We start from the raw sequence: 17,355 nt of genomic DNA on the forward strand, positions 1-17,355 counted from the left end.
CCATGCCCATCGGGGCGCCAGGGTGGCCGGATTTGGCTTTCTGTACAGCGTCCATGCTCAGCGCACGAATAGCGTTGGCAAGCTCTTTACGTGAGGACATTTTGACTCCAGTTCGGATGTTATAAGGCCATGCCCTTAACGACTTGACGAGAGCGCGTTTTGGGCTACGCCGGAAAAAAGTGTGAACAATGTAACCCAAGCGACAAAGCATGTACATGGAGCATCCTTTTGCCCATTAAGAAATCTCTGGAACACGTTGTGCTGCCGCGGAATCCACTCGCCCGGATCATGAGATACTATTTATACTTTGCACAGGACGAGGCGGGTCCGTCGTCGCCCATTATTCAGATAAAAAACCATAAGATTGTGGAAGATAAAAATGAAAATTCGCTCAACCCTTCTTGCCTTCGGGATCGCAGCAACGTTAACCGGATGTCAGAACATGGACTCCAACGCCCTGCTGAGCTCGGGCGCGGAAGCATTCCAGGCCTACTCTCTTAGCGACGAACAGGTAAAAACCTTAAGCGACCAGGCGTGTAAAGAGATGGACGCCAAAGCCACTATTTCTCCGGCCAGCAGCGAGTACAGCAAACGCCTGAGCAAGATTGCCGCGGCGCTGGGCGATAACATCAACGGTCAGCCGGTCAACTATAAGGTTTATGAAACAAAAGACGTCAACGCCTTCGCGATGGCCAACGGCTGCATCCGCGTTTATAGCGGCCTGATGGACCTGATGAACGATAATGAAGTGGAAGCGGTTATCGGCCACGAAATGGGCCACGTTGCGTTGGGCCACGTGAAGAAAGGCATGCAGGTCGCGCTGGGCACTAACGCCGTGCGCGCGGCGGCGGCCTCCGCTGGCGGCATCGTCGGCAGCCTGTCTCAGTCGCAGCTGGGCGATCTCGGCGAAAAACTGGTGAACTCGCAGTTCTCCCAGCGCCAGGAGTCGGAAGCGGACGACTACTCTTACGACCTGCTGCGTAAACGCGGCATCAATCCATCGGGACTGGCCACCAGCTTCGAAAAACTGGCCAAGCTGGAAGCCGGCCGTCAGAGCTCCATGTTTGACGATCACCCGGCATCGGAAGCCCGCGCGCAGCATATTCGCGATCGCATGAAGGCCGACGGTATTAAATAAGCGACAGCGGGAGGCATTATTGCCTCCCTTTTTTATATACCCGTAAAAATATTTAGCCGCATCAATTGATAATTTAAGCGCACAAACCGTTAATTATTATCACAGCGCATCACAGCCAATTATTTTATGCCCGGCGATTCAGAAATATATTATTTGGTAAATTAAAAAGGCCGCACACTATCTGGCTTCCAGAATCGTCTTTAGCCGAATAATAAATAGTCCACCCCTTACTACCTGGCGCACGGCTCATGCGCCATACAGCCTGTTTCCGGCTGCAATAACTGCTCACACAATGATTGCTTTCGACATTATTTCAGGAGAATATCTGACTGGCAGTGATTCCCTTGAATATATCGACAGACAGAGAAGTGCCCTCAGTGAAAAAAGAATTACCATTACTCGCACTTGGCATTATTGCCGCCGCGCCGGCTTTCGCCAGCCAACAATCTACCAGTCAGGGCTTTATTGAAGACAGCCACCTCGATCTCTTTTTACGTAACGCTTATATCAAACGCGATTATCGCGATGGTTTGCCGGATAAAGCCGAATGGGGTCAGGGTATCATCGCTACCTTCGAGTCCGGCTTTACTCAAGGGCCGGTCGGCTTCGGCGTTGACGGCATTGCACAGTACGCCGTGCGCCTCGACGGCGGCCGCGGCCGCAGCGGCGCAGGCGGTATCGACTTTTTCGCCCAGGATGATGATGGCCGCGCGAAGTCCGATTTAGCAAAATTTGGCGCTACCGCTAAAATGCGCTTCTCGAATACCGTACTCAGCTACGGCAGCCAGCGCCCGATGCTGCCCATCGTCTACGCCGATGACTCGCGGCTGCTGTATGAGAGCTATACCGGTACCATGCTGACCTCAAGAGAAATCGACGGTCTGGAAATTAACGCCGGTTATCTCACCGATCAGCAGCGCAAAAGCGACGACAGCCACAATAGCGGCCTGAAGAGCCTGACCTTTGGCGGCGCCAGCTATCAATTCAACGACCAGCTCAGCGGCGCGCTTTACGCTTCGCACGTCGAGGACGTGCTGAATAAGCAGTATCTCGGCCTGAACTACAAGCAGCCGTTCGCCGCCGACCAGCAGCTGATTGTTGACTTCAATGGCTATAACTCGCGCTTAGATCAAGAGTATGCCGACGCCAATGACACCGGGCGCAGCAACAGCATCTGGAGCCTGGCCGCCAGCTATATCTGGGATATTCATACCTTTAAAGTCGCTTACCAGCAAAGCAGCGGCAGCACCGGCTACCACTACGGCGGGTATCAGAATCAGGGCGGCGTTGGCGATGGCGGCAACACCATCTGGCTGGCTAACTCCTACTGGTCCGATTTTAACGGCGAGGATGAACGTTCCTGGCAGGCCTCCTATGGCCTGGATTTTGCCGGACTGGGCGTACCGGGCCTGAGCTGGACCACCGCCTACGTTCGCGGCGATAACATTAAAACCGCCGAGACCAGCAACGGCAAAGAACACGAATGGTTCAACCAGGTGCAGTACCAGGTGCAAAACGGCATGGCGAAAGATTTGAAATTGAGACTCCGCTATTCGGTGCTGCGCGTTTCCAGCAACGCCAGCGACTATAACGTCAGCGGTAATGAAGTGCGGTTCTACGTCGAATATCCGTTTAACGTATTTTAACCGTGTAATGAACCCTCTCCTGTGAGCCGGCCCTCTCCCGGCGCGCGGGAGCAACCGTGCGGCGCCTTGATTAACCCCCTGTGCCGTGCGGTACCCTCTCCCCGGAAGGGAGAGGGTTGGGGTCACTGGGTTATATTAATACAGCGTCTTCTGCGGCGGGCCGGCAAAGCGCAGCGCGCCAATCTGGCCCATTTTCACTTCCACCACCGATGGCCCCGGCATCGCCAGCGCTTCGGTCATCACCGCCTGGAAATCCTCAGCGCGTTCCACGCTCCACGCCTGCAGGCCAATCGCCTGCGCCAACAGGGTAAAGTCCGGCGTGTGCAGCTCGTTGTAATACTGGCGGCCGCCAAAGTACTTATCCTGAATACCGCGCATCACGCCGTAGCCGCCATCGTTCATAATCAACAGCGTCACGTTGGCCTTCTCCTGCGCCAGGGTCGCCAGCTCGCCAAGGTTGAGGCTCAGGCCGCCGTCGCCGACCAGGCCGACCACTTTCCGTTGCGGATTGGCAATCGCGGTGCCCACCGCCATCGGTAGCCCCATACCGATGGCGCCGGCCAGAGAATGGATATTCATCAGCGGGCCGTGAGCGCGGAACAGACGGCTGCCCCACAGGCTGCCGGAAACGGTAATATCGCGCACCAGGATGCCGTCATCGGGCAGCGCCTGCGCAATCGCGTCATTCAATTTAGCGTAAGCGCCGCACTGGTCGCGCAGCGCCTGCTCCGCCGTCTCTACCGCCGCTTTAAGCTGGCTATCCCAACGCGCATCGCCCCACATCCGGCCCTGTACTCGCTTCGCCAGCGCGTCTAATAAAGCGCGGCAGTCCGCCACCAGCGTGTTGTCCATCAGGTAGTTACGGCTGGCCGCCGCCGGGTCGATATCAATCTGCACCCGCGGCGTTGGCAGTTCCAGCGTCCACGAGCGCGTTTCGTTACTGCGTAGCCGGGAACCGGCCACAAGTGTGAAATCACATTGTGAAATCAGCGCTTCAACCGAGGGAGAATTATGAAACGCGCGTAGGCTGGCGCGATGGCTGTCCGCCAGAATGCCGCGGCCGTGGGTACTGGAAATCACCGTCACCCCGGCATCCGCCAGCGTCTTTACCGCCTCGCCGCTCTCTAACGCGCCGCCGCCAAGCCACAACAGCGGTTGCTTCGCCTGCTTAAGCTGCGCCCACAGCGCATCGACCAGCGACGCTTCCGGCTCAACCGCCGGAGCGCGTTCCAACGGCGCGGTCAGCAGTGAAAGCGGAATTTTGGCGCTCTGAATATCGATGGGAATTTCCACCGAGACCGGGCCGCACGGCGGCGTCTGCGCCTCCTGAATCGCCTTATGCAGGATAGCCACCGCCTGGTTGGCGTTGCTAATGCGGTAAGCGCGCTTCGAACTGGCTTTCAGGAAGGTCAACTGATCGCGGGTTTCATGAATAAAACCGGTGTCGGCGTCCAGCCAGGCTTTTTCGACCTGTCCGGTCAGGTGCAGCAGCGGCGTACCGGCGTTCATCGCCTCAACCAGCGCGCCGACCGCATTACCCGCGCCCGCGCCGGTACTGGTCAGCGCCACGCCGAGCCCGGAAAAACGGCCGTGGGCGTCAGCCATGGTCACCGAGCCCGCTTCACCGCGCGCCGGAACAAAGCGGATTTTTTCCCGCTGGCCGACGGCGTCGGCGATCGGCAGGTTATGGATAGAAATGACGCCATAAATGGCTTCAACGTGATACTGCTCCAGCGTTCTGGCGATGGCATCGCCGACGGTTATCATTTCGCTCATTGCTCACCCTTTCTCAGTCGCACCAGTGGTTGACGCTATTACCCGTCGCCAGATAAATGCTCTTTTGTTGCATCCAGGCTTTCAGCCCCTGGATCCCTTTTTCGCGGCCCAGACCGCTCTCTTTAAAGCCCCCAAACGGGGTCGAAATGGAGAAAACTTTGTAGGTGTTGATCCACACCGTACCGGCTTCCAGTTGCTCGCTCAGACGCAGCGCGCGGCCGGTATCGCGTGTCCAGATCCCCGCCGCCAGTCCGAAGACCGAATCATTGGCCTCGCGGATCAACGCCGCTTCATCGTGAAAACGCATTGCCACCAACACCGGCCCGAAGATCTCTTCCTGGCAAACGCGGGCTTGATTGTTCAGCCCTTCAATGATGGTCGGCAGGAAATAGCTCCCCGCCGCCAGCGCCGGATCCGCCGGGATCTCGCCGCCGCATAGCACGCTGCCGCCTTCGCGTTTCGCCAGCTCGACGTACTCCAGCACGCTCTGGCGGTGTTTATCGTTGATTAGCGGCCCGACGTGGGTGCCAGCGCTGAACGGATGACCAACCCGCAGCCCTTGGGTTAACTCCAGCAGGCGGGCCATTAATTGCGGATACACTTTGTCATGGACAAACAGCCGCGAGCCGGCAATGCAGGCCTGGCCGCCGGAGCTGAAAATGCCGTAGCAGATGCCCCGCGCCGCCTGTTCGATATCGGCATCTTCCAGCACGATGGTCGGTGATTTACCGCCCAGCTCCAGCGACGCCGGGATCAACTTTTCCGCCGCCACGTGCGCCAGGTGACGTCCGGTGGTGGTGCCGCCGGTAAAGGAAATTTTGCGCACCTTAGGATGGCGGGCCAGCGCATCGCCGATAATCGATCCTTTACCCGGCAGCACGCTCAGCAGTCCGGCGGGTAAACCGGCCTGCTCAAAGATCTTCGCCAGCTCCAGCGCCATGAGCGGCGTAGCTTCCGCCGGTTTGAGGATCACCGCATTTCCGGCGGCGATCGCCGGGGCCACCTTCTGCATTTCGCTGGCGATCGGCGAGTTCCATGGGGTGATCGCCGCCACCACGCCCAACGGCTCATAGCGGCTCAGGGTCAATAGATCCGCCTGCCGCGGCGTCGGCAGCTCGCCTTCCAGTAACTCGCAGGCGGCGGCAAAATAGCGCGCCGTCCCCGCCGCGCTCATCACCAGCCCTCGCGCTTCCGCCAGCGGTTTACCGTTATCGCGGCTCTGCTTTTGGGTGAGCGCATCAAGCTGTGCTTCAATCAGATCGGCGACTTTATGCAGGATCTTCGCCCGCTGATGCGGCAGCATCGCCCGCCACGTTGGCTGCCGCCAGGCGCGGTCGGCGCAGTCGATCGCCTCCTGTAAATCATCGAGGCTTGCCGCATGCAGCGCCGCGTTAATAGCGCCATCCGCCGGAAACTGGCTGTGCATCAAATTGCCGCCGCCGCGACGCCACTGACCGCCGATAAAAATGTCTAATTCGTCCATCTCAGCCTCTCTGCGTTATGCCAGTTCACGGCAGGCGCGTACCGCGCTCAGTGCCGCGAGGGTCGATGTTTTCGGATTGCTGGCGAGCGGCAGACCGCTCAGCTCCAGGTGAAACTCGCCGAACAATCCTTCGGCGTGTAGCGTATGGGTGTTGCGTTGCGTCGCCGGATCGACCATCAGCTGTACTCGGGTCGCGTCAAGGCCGATACCGCCCAGCGCGATGGTTGCCGCCACGTTGGCATTTGCCGGGAATAGCCGCGCCGCCTCGCGGGCGCTGCCCTCGAAGAAAATTTGCGCTTCATTGACCGCGCTGAGGTCGATAAGCTGTTCGGCATAGCTGCCGCGCCAGCTGTCCGGGCTTTTACGTGACTGATAGGTCACTCGTTCAAGCCCCCCCTCTTTGGCCGCCGCCAGGCCGTCAATCCCGGCTACTGCGCCAGCCAGCAGCGTCAACTTGCCGCCCGCCTGACGTAAACGCTGTTCCAGTTCGCTGTCCGCCAGCGCGCCGGTCGAGATCACCGCCAGATGCCAGCCGCGCGCCAGCACCGCTTCGCCGTACTGCGCGACCGCCTGCTGGCTGGCGCATTCCAGCACCAGATCCGGTGTCTCTTCGCACTGCAGCGGATCGGTAAGCGGCGTCACCGCGTGGCCGAACTGCTGGCGGATCGCCGCATGATGCGATTCGCGGGCGACGATCCAACCCAACGTCACCTGCGGCGGCAGGCGTTCAATCACCGCCTGCGCCATCGCGCCATAGCCGATTAACATGACCTTTTTCATCATCTTTCCTTACAGATGGCGGCAGAAACCGCCGGAAACGTCCAGCGCCGCGCCGGTGGTAAAGGAGGCCAGCGGCGAAGCGAGGAATAGCAACGCCTGTGCCGGTTCCTGCGGTTTGCCGAGGCGCGCCATCGGGATCCCGCGTTTGCGGGCGATATCGGCGGTCCACTGCGGCCAGCTCTGGCTCTTATCGCTGCGGTTTTCGAAACGGCGCTGCCACTGCCCGGATTCGACCATTCCCAGCAGAATGGAATTCACGCGGATGCCTTTCTCCACCAGCTCTTTCGACAGGGTCAGCGTCATATTGAGCAGCGCGGCACGGGCAGCAGAGGTGGCAATCATGTGCTCTTCCGGCTGCAGAGCCAGCAGCGAGTTCACACAGGTAATCGAGGCGATATCCGACTGTTCAAGCTGCGACTGGAAGGCCTTTACCGGGTTAATCACGCCGAACAGTTTCAGTTCGGCTTCGTGCAGCCAGGCCTCGCGCGGCGTATCGGCGAAATGGGCGACATAGCCCTGCCCGGCGTTATTAATCAGCATGTCGGTGCCGCCGAAACGCGTGGCGACCGCGTCAGCGAAGGCCTGAACTTCCGCTTCGTTCAGTACGTCGCAGCGCCAGGAGAACACCTCGCCTTCTGGATATTCGTTTTGCAACGCCGCATGGGCACTGGCCAGCCGATCCGGGTTGCGGCCGCAAAAGGCGACCTTCGCCCCTTCGCCCAGCAGCAGGCGCAGCGTTTCAAAGCCGATCCCTGACGAGCCGCCGGTGACTACCGCGACGCGTCCTTCAATTTGTGCATTCATCGCGCACCTCTTCCCCTATGCGTAAAAGCTGTTGATTAAAAAAGGTTTCGTTATCGAGATAGCTGGCATGTCCAGCCTGCGGGATGGCGATGTAAGGGGCGCCGTAACGCAGCGCCACTCCCTGCACCAGCTCCGGTTGGGTAATGGCATCCTGCTCGCCGCACCACACCGAGAGACGACCGCGATAGTCGGCAAGCCAGCGGTGGATGTCGTCATGCGCCAGCATCCAGGCGGCGGCGAGGTAGCCTTCGCTACGCAGCCTGCGCATACCTGCCGCCACCGTCGCCACATCGGCTTCGCGCGCGCCGGGGCGCAGCAGTTTTGCCGCCCGCCCCTGCGCCATCGCCTCGCCGCCCAGCGCTATCTGCTGTTGACGTCCCTGCCAGACTTTTTCCCGCTGTGCGGCTTCCGCCTGGCCGTAGCCCTGCGCGACGTCGGCGAGCACCAGGTAAAGCACCCGCTGCGGGTATTTCGCGGCGAAGGCGGCCGCCACCAGCGCGCCCAGCGAATGGCCGACCAGTACGGTTTGCTCTACTCCAGCGCGGTCCAGCATTCGCGCCAGCGCGTCGGCGTAATCACCGGCATCCGCCGACGCCGCCGCCAGCATCGGGCTTTCGCCATAACCGGGCATATCCCAGGCCAGCACGCGGTAGCCGGGCAGCGTCATCTGTTTATGCCAGGAGGCCGCGCCGGAACTAATGCCGTGCAGCAGCGTCATCGGAATACCGCTTCCTTGTTCACGAAACCCCGTCATCATCGCCCCTTAGTTACGTTTTACTTTTGCCAGCGGATGATCTTCCGGGTAGGTCGGAATATGCGGCTTATGGGTGCCGAGCATCACGCACATCAGCGCCTCTTCTTCGCCGTGGTTAAACAAACCGCGGTAAATTCCAGGCGGCACCGAGATCAGATCGCGTTCGCGTAGCACGGTTTCGGTATAGTTGTCGCCGTCCTGAATCATCAGGGTGATCTGCCCTTTGAGCATGAAGAACACCTCTTCTACGTCATCATGCAGGTGCAGCGGCCCTTCACATTTGGACGGCAACACCATGGTGGAGAAGGTGAAGTGTTCGGCCGGAACGGTGTTGGTATCACTGGCGACGCCGGTGGCGCCGGTGCCGATGTAGCGCATCTGCGCGCGGCGATATTTCGGATCGAAATCGGCCTGGAATTTCAGCGCATTCCAGTCGTATTTACGGCCTTCAAAGCGCGCGATACGCGACTCCACCCACTCTTCCATCGTCATATGGTCAGGTTTCAAACTCTGTTTTGCAGTTACGGTTGAATCAGTCATCGTTTTATCCTCAGTAACGTCTCAGCAGCGGCAGTAACAGGGCGCAGCCCACCGCCGCCATCACCGCCAGAAAAATCAGCCCGGAATCCATGCTATTGGTGAAGGCGATAAGCGCGCCCATCACCGCCGGCGATAGCGCCCCGGCAAAGTTTCCCAGTCCGTTGAAAATTCCACCCGCCGTGGCGCTGACCCGTGGATGGGTCGCTTTAGCCAGCAGCGCGAAAATGTTTGGCGCGCCGGTGCCCCACATAAAGGTGCTAAAGCTCATCGCCGCGATCACCGGCAACGGCGCGCTAAAATGCATCACCGCCGCCAGCCCGATTCCGGCGCCCGCCAGGGAAATAAAGCAGGCGGCGGCGCGCTTATCGACGCGGTCGGACAGCCAGGCGCCGATAATTTCGCCCAGCAGCATGGCGATAAACGGCATCGAAGACAGCCAGCCGGCGTGTTCCAGATGAATGCCTTTGCCTTTAATCAGGTAGCCCGGTAGCCAGCCGTTGATCCCCCACAGATAGGCGAGAAAGGCGATGTTGAAAATGCAGATCATCCAGAAATGCGGACTCACGAAGAGCTCGCGACGCGCGCTGCGGCGTGCTTCCTGCGACGTTTTATCGCTGCCGACTTTCGCCTCCAGCTGCACGCCGCGCAGCCCGATGCGCACAAAAATCAGCACCGGTACCGTCAGCATCGCCATCACGAAAAAGGTGCTCTGCCAGCCGAAGGTATTGAGTAGCCAAATTGACAGCGGGAAACCCAGCGCCGCGCCAACCGGCGTGCCAAGCAGCCACAGCATGGTGGCGCGGGCCTGTAGCCGCTGCGGGAAGGTGTGACGCACCACGGCGAACGCCAACGGGAACAGCGGCCCTTCAGCAATGCCCAACAGGATGCGCAGCGTCACCATCAGCGCGTAGTTGTGGGTGAAACCCATGATCACCATCAGGATGCACCACACCACCATCATTCCAGTTAGCAAGCGCAGCGGCGCAATCCGGTCACCAAGACCGCTTAACAACACTGATGAGAAGCCATAGCTCAACAGAAAGGCGCTCATCAAAATGCCCAGCCGGGTGGTATCGAAATCGATCCCCATCGCCTGCTGGAAATGGCTATCGGAAAACAGCGCGGCGATGCTGATTTTGTCGAAAAACGCCAGCAGTACGCAGGCCAGCAGCGACAGCGGAATGGCCCAACGAACCGCCTTTTCAGGCGTGCGGACGCCCTCGCCGCTCGCCTCAGCAGGCGCGGCGTTAGTCTCTAATGTGGTCATTTCTCCCCCTTAAGGGTTCGCGTTAATTATCGCAATGACATCAGCGAGAAAGTCGGGTCAGCGAGCGGGACGTCAGAGAGATCCCTCCCCGCCGCCATCCAGCGCTTCGCCAGCTTCACGGTACGTGCATTATTGAAGGCCACCAGTTGCGTTAAACGTCCATCGGCATTGAGCGAGAAATAGAGCGCGCCCTGCGGCTCGTCACGCACGATAGTGCGGCTGCCCGCCTGAGGGATCCCGAGGATCTGGATATTGCGATCGTATTGATCCGACCACAGCCATGGCGCCTCGTCGTAGCCGCTGGCCTGCGGATCGAGCATCGCTTTCGCCGTCGCGATGGCCTGATTTTGCGCAAAGGCCCACGACTGAATGCACAGGCCATACTGATGATGCTGAGCGACATCGCCGGCGGCGAAAATCGCCGGATCGCTGCTGCGTCCCTGGGCATCGACGACAATCCCGCGCTCGATAGTGAGCCCGGCATCGCGCGCCAGTTCGAGATTCAGATCGACGCCGATCCCCACCACCACCGCATCGAAGGTTTCCCGCTGGCCATCGCAGTGCAGCGTCGGCAGGCCGTTATCATCTTCCAGCTCCAGCGCGCCGCAGCCGCGGCGAATATCAACGCCCTGCCCGCGATGCAACTGATCCAGGGCCTGCGAGACCTCCATACTGACCGAACGCATGCACAGCGCCGGCTGCTGTTCATAAAGGGTCACGGCCACGCCGCTTTTGCGCGCCGAGGCGGCGATTTCGAGGCCAATCCAGCCGCCGCCGACGATCGCCAGCCGCGTTGCCGACGCCAGCCGCTGCTTCAGACGCTGCGCGTCCTGCCAGTGGCGCAGGGTATACACCTGCGGATGCTGCCCCCAGGCCTCGGACGGCAGCCGCGCGCGGCCGCCGGTGGCGATCAGCAGTTGGTCGTACGCCAGCGTTTCGCCGTTGCTCAGCGCCAGGGTTTTATTTTGCCGGTCGATCGATTCCGCGCGCAGCGGGCGGTACCAGCGCAGATCCAGCGCCTGCTGCGCCTCGGCGCTGAATAACCGCGGCAGCGCCGGTTCGGCCTCCAGCAATGCCGCTTTCGACAGCGGCGGGCGCTCGTAAAAATCCCATTGCTCTTCGGCAACCACGCAAATCTCGCCGCTAAACCCTTCATCACGCAGCGTTTTCGCTGCCCAGCCGCCAGCCTGGCCGCCGCCGATAATGACTATCCGCGCCGTCATACCGCCTCCGGTTTTTTCTGCTGGCGACGGGTATCGTGATCGATACCGCCTTCCACCGCCCATTCGGTAAAGGACACGAGTGAATGCTCCAGTTCGCGCGGCTGCCAGTTTTCCGTCAGATAGTCATCGTTGGTGTAGTACTCAAAAGCGCCGCCGGTCGGGCTGTTGACATACCAGAAGTAGGCCGAGGAGACCGGATGGCGGCCGGGGCCGATAAACGTGCTCCACGCGTTTTTATTCATCGCAATGCCGCCGCCGATCACTTCATGAATATCCCGCACGGTAAACGCGACGTGGTTTAGCCCGCGCTTGCGGTTGGGCAACTGCAATAAGAAGAGGTTATGGTGTCCGCCGCGCACGCCGCAGCGCAGGAACACCGCGCGATTGATATAGCGGTCTGACACCTGGAAGCCGAGGACTTCGCGATAGAAACTTTCCACCGCCGCCAGTTCTTCCACGAAGAACACCACGTGGCCGACATTAATCGGCTGCGCGCGGTCGTACACCGGGCTCGGGGTGTCGATGCGACGCACATCGCCCCACTGGTTGATCGGTTCAACGTTCAGTTCAACCGCCGTTTGCTGGCTAACCTGCACCCGCAGTGTCATACCGTTGGGATCGCGGCACTCCAGCGCGCCGTCGATTTCACGGAAAGCGGGCTGAAGTTCCAGCTTCGGGCGCAGCGCATCCAGCGCCGCCCGATCCGCCACGCCCCAGGTCATGCGACGCAGGGTGTTGCCCGCCTCAAAGGCTGGCGGCAGGTCGGCGGCATCGGTCGGGTTAAGTTCGACCCGCGCGCCGCTGAGGGTGGTAAACGCGCGGCCGCTGGCGTCGCCGGTCAGGCCAAAATCGCGCATGAATTTAGCGCTGTGGTTCAGGTCGTCTACGCCAAATTCCAGCTTTTCAATTCCGGTAATACTCATTATTCGTCGCCTCTTTACCGTTCAGTCGCCCGAATTTGGGCGTAAAACATGCCCGACGCAATCAAGCGCCTGCTGTTAAGTTGTTGATTTAACTTGCCTGTGACAAATATCCGAGGAAGCCGGAAATTTTGTCCGCCGCCATACTGACGTCGTTCTGCAACCGCTCGCGATCGCTTTGCGGGATCTCGTCCGACGGCACCAGAATGCTGACGACCGCCGCCACCCGGCCGCTGCGGTCAAAGACCGGATAGACAATCGATGAGATGCCGTGGCGATAGAACGATTCGCCAATCACGTAGCCGCGGGCTTTATCCTGCTGCACCATCTGCCACAGCGCTTCGCGGTCGTACAGCTGGCCCGGCGTATTGCCCGGCAGACGTTCATCCGGGAACAATTGTTCAAACTCGCTGCGGGAAACATCGGTCAGCAGCATGCGGCCAAGCGAGGTGCAGTGCACCGGTAGCCGCGTTCCGACGCTGACCTGGTTGATACGCGAACCGGCGGCGCTGACGCGGGCGATGTAGATAATGTCGCGGCCATCGCGGATCGCCAGATGGCTGCTGCACTGGCTGATATCGCGCAGTTGCTCGATGACCGGCTGACCCACCTGAGCGACATCCAGTGAGGCGATATATTCAAAGCCCAGACGCAGTACGTTCATGCCCAGCGAAAAGGTATTGGTGCGGGCATTGCGCTCGAGAAAGCCCATATATTCCAGCGTCTGCACCACGCGATAGGCGGTCGCTTTCGGCATATCCACCAGCCGATGCAGCTCGGCAAAGGTTAGATCGCGATGCTGTTCGCCAAACGCCAGCAGCAGTTGTAAACCGCGCTCCAGACCCGGTACCAGGTACTTCACTTCCTGATCGTTCGCCATACCGCCTCACTTGTTAGTTAAAGACAAAACCGCCGTTGACCGGGATCAGTTGGCCGGTGATAAAGCGCGAAAGATCGCTCAGCAGCCAGACCACGCTGCCGGTGACATCTTCCGGCTGCTGCGCGCCGCTGAGCGCGCGGCCGTTCTCATACAGCTGATGACGCTCGGCGGGAACGTATTCCGTGGCCTCAACGCGGGTCAGTCCCGGCGCGATGGCGTTGATACGGATCCGCTTTTCACCCAACTCGCGGGCCATGGAGCGGGTCATCGCAATCACCGCGCCCTTACTGGCGACATAGGCCATCAGCCGCGGCGCGCCCCACAGCGCGGTATCCGAAGCGACGTTGACGATCGCCGACCCTTCGCGCAGCAGCGGTACCGCCTCGCGGGTCACCAGCCAGGTGCCTTTGACATTGACCGTCATCACCCGATCCCACAGGTCCGGATCGTAATCGATCATATTTTTACCGCCGACGCCGGTGGCCATCGCCGCGTTATTGACTAAGCCATCGATAGGCCCCTGCGCGCCGATGGCGCTGAAGACCTGCTCGATCGACGCTTGACTGGCAAGATCGATGGCGTGGGATTCGATCTGATAGCCCTTCTGCTGCAGGCGATGAGCGCTTTCCGCCAGCTCCCCCTGCAGGATGTCGCACATCACCACCGTCGCGCCCTGCGCGGCGCAGGCTTCGGCAAAGTGGTAACCCAGGCCACGCGCCGCGCCGGTGACGACAATACGTTTACCGTTCAGCAGGCCGTTCATCAGGCGGCACCCTGCTGCGCTTCGCGAAGCGCTAACTGCTCTTTCGCCGCTTTCTGCATCATGCGGCGCAGGCGGGACAAACCGACGTCATGTTGATAGAGATATTCATGATCGCGGGCGTTCGGCGCCAGGCTTTCCAGCACCACGCGATCCTGTTCCAGTACTTCCCAGTGCAGTTTTTCCAGACGGTTGCGGTACATAAAGCGCCACAGATCGCGCTGCCAGCCCTGAACGCCGCGGATGCGCCAGAAGAAGACGCGGCAGTTGTCGTTATCTTCCGGAACCACCATGCCGACGATCCAGAAGTGGCCGCCCGGCCCGAAACGCTTTTTGTACGGAATAGACAGGCGCATCCAGTAGGCGCCGCTGTTGCCCAGTTCAACCCAGTCAAAGTTGACGCCGCTCTGCCCTTTTTTCTCGAAGATAAAGCCGGTTTTCGTCGGCTGCAGCACCATATCGGCTTTGCGATCGCCTTCCGCCATCGAATGCGATGACGAGTGCAGATAGGTACCGTGCATCGGGTCCATCACGTTTTCCAGCGCGTACTGGTAGTTGCATTTCCACGCCGCGGTGCACAGGAAGTTACTGTATTTTTCGTGGTCGGCCAGTTCCTCCGGGAAGCTCAGTTCATCAGGCTGCTGGTCGGCGGTGACGCCGAACCACAGGAAGATTGCCCCATGCGCTTCCTGCACGCTGTAGCTGCGCACGCACTGCTGGCCGACCAGCGGGCAGCGGTCAACCGCCGGGACGTCTTTGACTTCGCCGTTACCGGCGACTTCCACGCCGTGATACCAGCAGGCGATACGATCGCCTAAGTTCCAGCCCATTGACAGACGCGCGCCGCGATGCGGACAGCGGTCTTCCAGCGCCTGCACCTGACCGTCTTTATTCCGCCAGACCACGATCTGCTCGCCGAGACGGGTAATGCCTACCGGCGCAGACTGCACTTCCCAACTCGCCAGCACCGGATACCACAGGCCGCGCAGTCCTTTATCAAGATAGTTTTGTACCGTTGTCGTCATCGCTGTGTCCTCAGTAGCCGTTAACCTGTAAAAATGCCTGGAAGCTGCTTTCGCTCCACGGTTCGCCCTGTTGGTCATGCATCCTGACGCCATTGAGGCCGTTCACCAGTTCACCGAGACTTTCCGCGCCCTGCTCGAACAACGTTTCCAGGGTGGCGATAAGCTGCAGTTCCCAGTTTTCCGGCACCCGGCTGCGGGTTTGCCAAATCAGATTGTGATAGTCGCCAGGCTTATGGATATTGCCGTTTCCGCCTTCCGCCGGTGGCGTAAACTGGCGGCTTTCCGGTAGCGCCGGGTTGAAGTCCAGGGATTCGCTCATGCCACGTTCTCCTCGATAAAGGTAATCTGGATCTGATTGTCGTATACCCGCACCGGGTAACGATTAAGGTTGCGACCGCCGGGGCCATGCAGGCACTGGCCGGTTTTGACGTCGAATACCGCCTCATGCAGCGGGCATTCCACCTTGCCATCTTCGACAAAGCCCTGGCTCAGGAGCGCATAGGCATGAGGGCAAACGTCTTCCAGCGCGTAATATTCGCCATCAATCAGATAAATACCGATTTCCTTACCGTCGATATTGCCGCTATATGGGAAATCTTCCTGTACTTGCTCCGCGTCACATACGCCTATCCAGCTCATCGCAATCCTCCGGGCTTATGTTTCATATATGAAACTCTGTTTCTTATTTAATACGGTCAATATAAAAGCGGTGAATGTTTCGTCAAGCGTTAATGTGACGAACTTGTTAATTAATGGCTTTTAAATTAGCTAAGTGTGCAATTGATCACGAAAAACTGCATTCAGATGAAATGATGATATTTAAAGCGGTGATCCATTATAAATAAAAATGCCGATTTAAATTTCACATACGACTATTGACTTCTTTTCAAATCGATCATTAAAAATGGGCAATAGCGGAAACCATGGTGTTTCACCCATGAAACAACTCTTTATTTAATCATTTAAAAACAATGAGTTTCACAGGTGAACCATTTTACTCATGTAACTATTTCTGGCGTTAAAAAATAATAACTGGCAATCATTAAATTAAGCGTGGAGACAACGAATGGCGGCAAGATGGCAAGGGGTAATAGCATTACTTTTGTTAATAATTATTTCCTACGTCGATCGGGTAAATATCTCGGTGATGATCCTTAACCCGGAATTCGCTGCCCATTTTCAGTTAAATGAAAACAGAATGTTACAAGGCATGCTAATGACATGCTTTCTTCTGGGTTATGGGTTTTCGGCATTATTATTAACACCAGTTATAGAAAGTAGATGGCATTATCGTCAGGGACTGTTAAGCAGCATTGCGATATGGGCGCTGGTGTGCGCCATTTCCCCGTTACTCGGTTCACTAATGGGAATGTTAATCGCGCGCATTGTTCTTGGCGTGGCGGAGGGGCCGCTGTTCTCACTGAAAACGCGCTTTATCAACGACAACTTCGCCGCCGATGAAATAGGCAAGCCGAATGCGCTGACCGCCCTTGGCGTATCGTTGGGGCTGGCGGTAGGCTTCCCGCTGGTCACCTGGCTGATGGCGCACGTTGGCTGGATCGGCTCCTTCTACGCGCTGGCGCTGCTTAACCTGCTACTCGGCGGCGGATTAATCTGGCGGTTTCTCCCCGCGCCACAAGTAACCTCACAGCGCGCGAAGCCGGGTTTCAGGCAGACTTTCGCCCTCGCCTGGCGCACGCCGCTGCTAGGCTGGATCCTGCTGGTAGAAATCGCCACACTCAGCTATCTGTGGGGGAGTAGCGCCTGGTTGCCCGCCTGGCTGCGCGACGAGCACCACTTCTCGCTACAGGCTACCGGCCTGCTGGCGGCTGTCCCCTTTCTGTTAAGCCTCGGCTCAAAGTTTCTTGGCGGCGTGCTCCTCGACAAAATGCGCCCGGAGCAGGCGCCGCTGCTGTTTATTATCGGCGGCCTACTCACCGCCGGTTCTGTGCTGGCGCTGATGCTCAGCCAGCAGCCGGCGATGCTGGCATTGTTTATGCTGGCGGCGAACATTTTCTGGGGATTACAGGGGGCGGCGATCCCCGCGGTGGTTCAGCATCACGCCCCGCGCGAAGCGGTGGGCAGCGCCTATGGGATCATTAACGGCATTGGCAATATTTGCGCGGCGTTTATTCCGCTGCTGATGGGAGTGGTGATGAAATCGGTGGGATCGGTCAGTTCAGGTTTTTCCGTTCTGGTGGCCTCGCAGCTGATCACGCTGTGCGCCGGCGGCGTACTGCTGCTGCGCATGCGTCGCGCAGCAGCAGTAAATACCTCTATCCCCTAAATAATTCGAGTTGCAGGAAGGCGGCGACGCAGAGAATCCCCAGGAGCTTACTCAAGTAAGTGACTGGGGTGA

17 protein-coding genes are annotated in these 17,355 nt (G+C 59.0%); 3 read left to right on the plus strand and 14 right to left on the minus strand.

Annotated features, from left to right (window positions below):
* Nucleotides 1-379: 379 nt before the first annotated feature.
* Nucleotides 380-1,138: a M48 family metallopeptidase gene (locus ABLU78_RS20075; RefSeq protein ID WP_015703437.1), complete on the plus strand. Its 759-nt coding sequence runs from the start codon at nt 380-382 to the stop codon at nt 1,136-1,138.
* 377 nt (nt 1,139-1,515) lie between these two features.
* Nucleotides 1,516-2,784, plus strand: a complete 1,269-nt coding sequence (locus ABLU78_RS20080) for an OprD family outer membrane porin (RefSeq protein ID WP_015703438.1) — start codon at nt 1,516-1,518, stop codon at nt 2,782-2,784.
* Nucleotides 2,785-2,919: 135 nt separating this feature from the next.
* Here the strand turns inward: ABLU78_RS20080 and ABLU78_RS20085 are convergent, their stop codons facing one another.
* The 14 genes from ABLU78_RS20085 to ABLU78_RS20150 form a co-directional block, all read right to left on the minus strand.
* Nucleotides 2,920-4,560, minus strand: coding sequence for a thiamine pyrophosphate-binding protein (locus ABLU78_RS20085; RefSeq protein ID WP_048229453.1), 1,641 nt, complete (start codon nt 4,558-4,560; stop codon nt 2,920-2,922).
* 13 nt (nt 4,561-4,573) lie between these two features.
* A complete protein-coding gene (locus tag ABLU78_RS20090) occupies nt 4,574-6,043 on the minus strand; it encodes an aldehyde dehydrogenase (RefSeq protein WP_015369755.1) in 1,470 nt (489 codons plus the stop codon).
* A gap of 15 nt (nt 6,044-6,058) precedes the next feature.
* On the minus strand, nt 6,059-6,823 hold the full coding sequence (locus ABLU78_RS20095) for an aspartate dehydrogenase (protein WP_020077963.1): 765 nt from the start codon (nt 6,821-6,823) through the stop codon (nt 6,059-6,061).
* Nucleotides 6,824-6,832: 9 nt separating this feature from the next.
* Nucleotides 6,833-7,627, minus strand: a complete 795-nt coding sequence (locus ABLU78_RS20100; RefSeq protein WP_048229455.1) for an SDR family oxidoreductase — start codon at nt 7,625-7,627, stop codon at nt 6,833-6,835.
* Complete coding sequence (locus tag ABLU78_RS20105; RefSeq protein ID WP_348820656.1) at nt 7,611-8,381, minus strand: alpha/beta hydrolase; 771 nt, start codon at nt 8,379-8,381, stop codon at nt 7,611-7,613. Before ABLU78_RS20105 ends, ABLU78_RS20100 begins: the two co-directional genes overlap by 17 nt.
* 9 nt (nt 8,382-8,390) lie before the next feature.
* The gene (locus ABLU78_RS20110; RefSeq protein ID WP_004174433.1) at nt 8,391-8,921 is read right to left on the minus strand and encodes a cupin domain-containing protein; all 531 of its coding nucleotides are present in this window, start codon (nt 8,919-8,921) and stop codon (nt 8,391-8,393) included.
* Nucleotides 8,922-8,931: 10 nt separating this feature from the next.
* Entirely contained in the window at nt 8,932-10,188 is a 1,257-nt protein-coding gene (locus ABLU78_RS20115) for an MFS transporter (protein ID WP_047055810.1), read from the minus strand.
* A 26-nt stretch (nt 10,189-10,214) separates the two neighbouring features.
* Complete coding sequence (locus tag ABLU78_RS20120) at nt 10,215-11,411, minus strand: FAD-dependent oxidoreductase (RefSeq protein WP_047055808.1); 1,197 nt, start codon at nt 11,409-11,411, stop codon at nt 10,215-10,217.
* Nucleotides 11,408-12,334, minus strand: coding sequence for a VOC family protein (locus tag ABLU78_RS20125; RefSeq protein ID WP_045359391.1), 927 nt, complete (start codon nt 12,332-12,334; stop codon nt 11,408-11,410). Before ABLU78_RS20125 ends, ABLU78_RS20120 begins: the two co-directional genes overlap by 4 nt.
* A gap of 88 nt (nt 12,335-12,422) precedes the next feature.
* On the minus strand, nt 12,423-13,211 hold the full coding sequence (locus ABLU78_RS20130) for an IclR family transcriptional regulator (protein ID WP_004211388.1): 789 nt from the start codon (nt 13,209-13,211) through the stop codon (nt 12,423-12,425).
* 13 nt (nt 13,212-13,224) lie between these two features.
* On the minus strand, nt 13,225-13,974 hold the full coding sequence (locus ABLU78_RS20135) for an SDR family oxidoreductase (RefSeq protein ID WP_032456612.1): 750 nt from the start codon (nt 13,972-13,974) through the stop codon (nt 13,225-13,227).
* Complete coding sequence (locus tag ABLU78_RS20140; protein ID WP_020077956.1) at nt 13,974-14,996, minus strand: aromatic ring-hydroxylating dioxygenase subunit alpha; 1,023 nt, start codon at nt 14,994-14,996, stop codon at nt 13,974-13,976. Before ABLU78_RS20140 ends, ABLU78_RS20135 begins: the two co-directional genes overlap by 1 nt.
* 10 nt (nt 14,997-15,006) lie before the next feature.
* Nucleotides 15,007-15,315, minus strand: coding sequence for a recombinase-like helix-turn-helix domain-containing protein (locus ABLU78_RS20145; RefSeq protein WP_004144765.1), 309 nt, complete (start codon nt 15,313-15,315; stop codon nt 15,007-15,009).
* Nucleotides 15,312-15,635 (minus strand): non-heme iron oxygenase ferredoxin subunit, encoded by a 324-nt coding sequence (locus ABLU78_RS20150; protein ID WP_004151769.1) that lies wholly within the window; start codon nt 15,633-15,635, stop codon nt 15,312-15,314. Before ABLU78_RS20150 ends, ABLU78_RS20145 begins: the two co-directional genes overlap by 4 nt.
* 427 nt (nt 15,636-16,062) lie before the next feature.
* Between ABLU78_RS20150 and ABLU78_RS20155 the strand changes: the two genes are divergently transcribed.
* Nucleotides 16,063-17,283: an MFS transporter gene (locus ABLU78_RS20155; RefSeq protein ID WP_048229457.1), complete on the plus strand. Its 1,221-nt coding sequence runs from the start codon at nt 16,063-16,065 to the stop codon at nt 17,281-17,283.
* Nucleotides 17,284-17,355 lie beyond the last annotated feature (72 nt).

It is taken from the genome of Klebsiella sp. JN_Kp122 (assembly GCF_040062085.1).
Classification (GTDB): Bacteria; Pseudomonadota; Gammaproteobacteria; order Enterobacterales; family Enterobacteriaceae; genus Klebsiella; species Klebsiella aerogenes.